The organism is Corallococcus exercitus, from assembly GCF_003611585.1.
GTDB classification, from domain to species: domain Bacteria; phylum Myxococcota; class Myxococcia; order Myxococcales; family Myxococcaceae; genus Corallococcus; species Corallococcus exercitus.
On the sequence record NZ_RAVW01000554.1, the window covers coordinates 1 to 5,341 of the forward strand.

General features: G+C 69.5%; 6 protein-coding genes. All 6 read left to right on the top strand.

Annotated features, from left to right (window positions below):
• The first annotated feature begins 186 nt into the window (after positions 1-186).
• The 6 genes from D7W79_RS38345 (at position 187) to D7W79_RS38370 (ending at position 5,296) form a co-directional block, all read left to right on the top strand.
• Positions 187-441 (top strand): hypothetical protein, encoded by a 255-nt coding sequence (locus D7W79_RS38345; RefSeq protein WP_244222202.1) that lies wholly within the window; start codon positions 187-189, stop codon positions 439-441.
• A 7-nt stretch (positions 442-448) separates the two neighbouring features.
• Positions 449-775 (top strand): hypothetical protein, encoded by a 327-nt coding sequence (locus tag D7W79_RS38350; RefSeq protein ID WP_244222203.1) that lies wholly within the window; start codon positions 449-451, stop codon positions 773-775.
• A gap of 411 nt (positions 776-1,186) precedes the next feature.
• Positions 1,187-2,878, top strand: a complete 1,692-nt coding sequence (locus tag D7W79_RS38355; protein ID WP_120530204.1) for a serine/threonine protein kinase — start codon at positions 1,187-1,189, stop codon at positions 2,876-2,878.
• Positions 2,879-2,950: 72 nt separating this feature from the next.
• On the top strand, positions 2,951-3,904 hold the full coding sequence (gene gshB / locus D7W79_RS38360) for a glutathione synthase (protein ID WP_120530205.1): 954 nt from the start codon (positions 2,951-2,953) through the stop codon (positions 3,902-3,904).
• 2 nt (positions 3,905-3,906) lie between these two features.
• Complete coding sequence (locus D7W79_RS38365) at positions 3,907-4,674, top strand: tRNA1(Val) (adenine(37)-N6)-methyltransferase (RefSeq protein ID WP_244222204.1); 768 nt, start codon at positions 3,907-3,909, stop codon at positions 4,672-4,674.
• 115 nt (positions 4,675-4,789) lie between these two features.
• A complete protein-coding gene (locus D7W79_RS38370) occupies positions 4,790-5,296 on the top strand; it encodes a DoxX family protein (RefSeq protein WP_120530207.1) in 507 nt (168 codons plus the stop codon).
• The last annotated feature ends 45 nt before the right edge of the window (positions 5,297-5,341 follow it).

Consider the following 5,341-nt stretch of genomic DNA (forward strand, 5'->3'; position numbering starts at 1 on the left):
GCCCATGTCCCACGGCACCCCACCCCCCGAGGTTTCAGGATTGGGCACTTTGATGCCTGAGTTTTTTTCAGCCCCAAGGGTCCTGAGTCGCTCCAACCCCCCGGAACGACAGGCCTGTCGCAGGGTACGGTTCTGGCAACGGGCGCGGGGATGACCCTGGCCGGCCCTTCGCACGATTCTCCAGGATTGCAGGCCTTCACGGTGCTCATCGCCCGGGGCGTGCAGTCCACCGTGAACGGCCTGTCGGCGGAAGTACGACAGGCGGTGCTGGCCGAGCTGTTCCGCATGGGCGCGCGCGCCTCCGAGGAGCACTCGGGGCACACGCCCTGTCCTCCCTACACCCTGCGCCTGGACGTGGCGGACTGCCGGATGCACGTGGAGCTGGACCCGACACGCACCCGGCTGTCCCTGACGGGCCTCACCCGGCCCCGGCCGCACTAGAGGAACCGTGAACGAGCGGTGGACGTACGGACCGATGGTGCCCCGGCGCGCGGGCTACGAGGAGAGCTGGGAGCTCACCTACCGCGTGGAACAGCTCCGGGAGCTGGTGGGCCAGGAGCTGCGCCTGGACGCCGAGCTCGCCGAGGAGCTGGACGACACCCTGGCCCGCCTGGTCATGCGCAACCAACGCCTGCGCGCCCTGCACCGCATGGTGTCCGCGGAGCGGGAGCCGGAGGACCTGGTCATGCTCCGCGCCGCGCTGGAGGACATGGACCGGCAGCTGCTCCAGGACCTGCCCGGCCTGCTGGAGCGGCTGCGCGCCACGCTCCTGTAGCAGCGTGTCCCTGACGGAAAGCCCTGTCGGTTTCCGACTTGTGCACGGGCCCTGCTGCTTTTCACCAGTCTAATTGGAGTATTGATCAACTGGTGGAAGCAGTAGGGGCAACGGAGTTGGGGAAAAGTCAGCAAACCTCCGGATTCATTCACGAATCGGCGATCCGCTACATGTGGGCAAGTTGCCGGTTTCCCCCGGGCATCCACAGCGTCGCTTCGGTGCCACGGGTTGTCCACAGGTCCATCCACACCATCCACAGGTGATCCACAGGGACCCCAGGGTCTGGATCCGGCTTGCGAGCCGGCATGCGGACCCCTCCTTCTGATGCTCCGCCGGTAACGAAGGACCCCGGATGCAACAGCCCTGTTATGGTCCGGCCCGGCTTTCTTCACGACGCGGGCGCCATCCTTCATGGCGCTGGAGGATGGGCTCATCGACTTCCATCGGGGCGAGCGCATCGGGAAGTACGAGGTGCTCACGCAGCTGACCGTGGGCGGCATGGCGGAGCTGTTCCTGGGCTACACGTCGGGCCCGGGCGGCTTCCGCAAGTACGTGGTCATCAAGCGCATCCTCCCGGACGCGCGCTCCAATGATCAGTTCGTCCGCATGTTCCTGGACGAGGCGCGCATCACCGCGGCCTTCAACCACCCGAACATCGCGCAGGTGTTCGACCTGGGGGAGGAGGACGACGGGCTCTACCTGGCCATGGAGTTCATCGGCGGGCAGAACCTCAACCAGGTCACGAGCGCGTGCCTGAAGAAGCGCCAGCCGGTGCCGCTGGCCTTCACCCTGTCCGTGGCCCGCGACGTGTGCCTGGCGCTGCACTACGCGCACACCTTCACGACCCCCGGCGGCGAGGCGAGCCCCGTCATCCACCGCGACGTAGCGCAGAAGAACATCATGGTGACGTACGACGGCACCGTGAAGCTGCTCGACTTCGGCATCGCCAAGGCGAAGAACAGCCTGGAGCGCACCAACGTCGGCACGGTGAAGGGCACCACCGGGTACATGTCCCCGGAGCAGGTGCGCGGCGATCCGCTGGATGGCAGGAGCGACCTGTTCTCCGTGGGCGTGGTGATGCACGAGCTCATCACCGGCGAGCGCCTCTTCGCGGGCAAGACCGAGCGCGATGAGATGGTGAAGATCCTCGAGGACGCCATCCCGTGGCCGTCCGTGCTGCTGCCGCACATCTCCGAGGACATCTCCCGCGTGGTGATGCGCGCGCTGGAGCGCAACGTGGACCGCCGCTATCCGTCCGGGCGGGACATGGCGCGCGCCATCGAAAAGGCGGCCGGCGGCAAGCTGATGGACGCCGAGCAGCGCGCCGCCCTCATGAAGGGCCTGTTCGCGGAGCGCATGGCGGCCACGCGCTCGCTGCTGGAGAGCGCGGACGTCACGACGAGCAGCCAGGTGCTGGCGTCGGCGAAGCGGGCGCTCCAGAAGGATGACGGCCCCTACCTGCCGGAGCGCAAGGCCAACGCGCTCAGCGTCGTGGAGGCGCGCAAGAAGGCGGAGATCGCGAAGCTGCGCGCGGAGGAGTCCGGCAGCGACGAGACCGCGCCCCCGGTGAAGCGCTCCAGGCTGGGCGTCGTCTGGGCGCTCCTGTCGCTGTCGCTGTTCCTGGGGCTGGCCTACGGCGCGTTCCGGCTCACGAAGCTGCTGGAGGACGAGGAGAAGGCCTCCCCACCCACTCCGATGGGCATGGGACCCATGGTCCCCATCCGGCCGCCCCAGGCCCCCGTGCCCGACGCGGGCGTGGCCCTCGCGGAGGCGGACAAGGACAAGGACAAGGACAAGGACACCCGGGACAAGGACCGGGGCACGAAGGACCGGGACCCCGACCGGGACGACTCCAACCGGGGCGGCGCCCGGAGCCGGAAGACCAAGGGCGAGGTGACGCTCTTCCTGGACGAGCCCGCGGAGGTCTTCCTCAAGAACAAGTCCCTGGGCCGCACGCCGCTGGTGAAGCGCTCGCTGCCGGTGGGACAGGCGGAGCTCATCCTGGTGGGCGAGGACAAGAAGCGCCGGGTGCTCGCGGTGCCGGTGGAGGCGGGCAAGCCCGTGCGCCTCAACCTCAAGCTGAGGGAGCTGCCGGGCCGCTGAGTTCCGGGTTGGACGAAGGGGTGCGCGAAGGAGCGGCACGGGCGGAAGGGGTCCGCTATCTTCCGCCCCCTCATGGCCCTCTCCCTTGGCTTCCTGATGGACCCGCTCGAGAGCGTGCGGGTGGACCACGACACGACGTTCTCGCTGATGCTGGAGGCCCAGCGGCGGGGGCACGACGTCTACTACTTCGAACAGGGGTGGCTGCGCTTCAACGGCCGGTGCTCGGAGGCGCGCATGCGCAGGGTCCGGGTGCGGCGCGAGCCAGGCCACCACTTCGACGTGCTGGCGGAGGACGTGCGGCCCCTGTCGAAGCTGGACGTGCTCTTCCTTCGCAAGGACCCGCCGGTGGACGCGGACTATCTGCACGCCACGCAGCTGGTGGAGCTGTGTCCGGACCGCTCGCCCATCTTCATCAACAACCCGTCCGGCATCCGCGACGCGAACGAGAAGCTCTTCACGCTGAACTTCCCGGACCTGATGCCGGACACGCGCGTGACGCGTGAGCTGTCCGTGGTGCTGGAGTTCGCGGCGAAGAACGCGCAGGGCACCATCCTGAAGCCCATCGACGGCTTCGGCGGCAAGGGCATCCTCTTCCTCGCGCCGGGGGACCGCAACGCGCGCTCCATGGTGGAGCTGCTCACGCAGGGCGGCAAGGAGCCCATCCTCGCGCAGGCGTACGTGCCGGAGAGCCGCCTGGGCGACAAGCGCATCATCCTGGTGGATGGAGACCCGGTGGGCGCGGTGCTGCGCGTGCCGTCGGACGCGGACCACCGGGGCAACATGGCCGCGGGCGGCACGCCGATGAAGGCGGAGATCACCGAGCGCGACCTCTACATCTGCAAGCGCCTCAAGCCCGCGCTCCAGGAGAAGGGGCTGACGCTGGTGGGCATCGACGTGCTGGGCGACTACCTCACGGAGGTGAACGTCACCAGCCCCACGGGCCTCGTGGAGGCCAGCCACCTGGACGGCGTCTCCTGCGAGGCGCGCGTGCTGGACGTCGCCGAGCGGATGCACGGCGCGCGCTGAACGTGCTGGAGGACGGCGAGACGCTGGACTCCATTGGCACCGCGGACGTGCGCGTGTTCCAGCGCCGGACGGGCTACCGCTTCACGCTGGACGCGGTGCTGCTGGCGCACTTCGCGGCCACCGAAGGCGGCGACCTGCCCGGACCGGTGCTGGAGCTGGGCGCGGGCAGCGGCGTGGTGTCGCTGCTCCTGGTGAAGCAGTTCGGCGTCGCGGGCCCGGTGGATGCGCTGGAGTTGCAGCCCGCGGTGCACACGCGGCTGACGCGCGCGGTGGCGCTCAACGGGTGCGAGGGCCGGGTGCGGCCGGTGCTCGGGGACCTGCGGCAGGCGCGGATGTTGTTCACGCCTGGGGCCTACGGGCAGGTGGTGTCCAACCCGCCGTTCCGCCGGGCCGAGGCGGGCGTGGTGAGCCCGGACGCGGAGCGGGCCGTGTCCAAGTCGGAGGTGGCGTGCGACGCGCCGTCGGTGGTCGCGGCGGCGCGGCATGCCCTGCGGCCCGGTGGCGGCGTGAGCCTGGTGTATCCGGCGGCGCGGCTGGCGGAGGTGCTGGGGGTGCTTGTGGGCGCGCGGTTGTTCCCCCGGGTGCTCCGGTCGGTGCACGCACGGGTGGACGCGCCCGCGACGCGCTTCCTGGTGCAGGCGCTGAGGGACCAGGACCGGGGCTTGTCGGTGCGTGCGCCGCTCATCGTTCATGGAGAGGGACCCGGCGGCTACAGCGCGGAGGTGGCGGCGTTGATGGACGTGCCGCTGGCGGAGCGGGATGGGGGTTGAGTGCCCGGCCGCTGAGCGTCGGAGCCTGCGAGCGTCGGGGCCGGATGCGCGGATGCGTCACAACGTATGGGGCACTTCACCCACCGGACGCGTGCGTCCCGACGAGGAGAGCCCCATGAACGTGGCGATGCTGAACGAACAACCTTCGTTGCTGAAGTCGGCCGCGCTGCTGCCGCCGCGTCTGTCGTTGGGCGCGACGATGATCCACCACGGCCTGGCGAAGCTGAAGAAGGAAGGCATGGAGCAGCAAGTGGGCATGTTCGAGCAGCTGGGCATCAAGCCCGGCAAGCCGTGGCTGCTGGCCACGGGCATCACGGAGCTGGTGGCCGGGGTGAGCTCCATCCTGGGCATCGCGACGCGCTTCACGGCGGTGTCGGTCATCGTGACGCAGGCGATGGCCATCGCGAAGGTGCACAGGAAGAACGGCTTTGACATGACGAAGGGCGGCTACGAGTTCAACCTGGCGCTCATCGCCATCGCGTTGGGGACGTTGATGCGCGGGCCGGGGCGGGTGTCGCTGCACAGCGCGCTGGAGCGGCGGGTGAAGCGCAAGGAGCTGAAGCACTTCCGGCTGCTGCCGCGGCAGCGCAGGGGCTCGATGCTGCTCGACGTGCTCGGGTAGGCGGGGCCAGGGCCTTGGAGGGGGGTGGGGGGTGGCTCTTATACA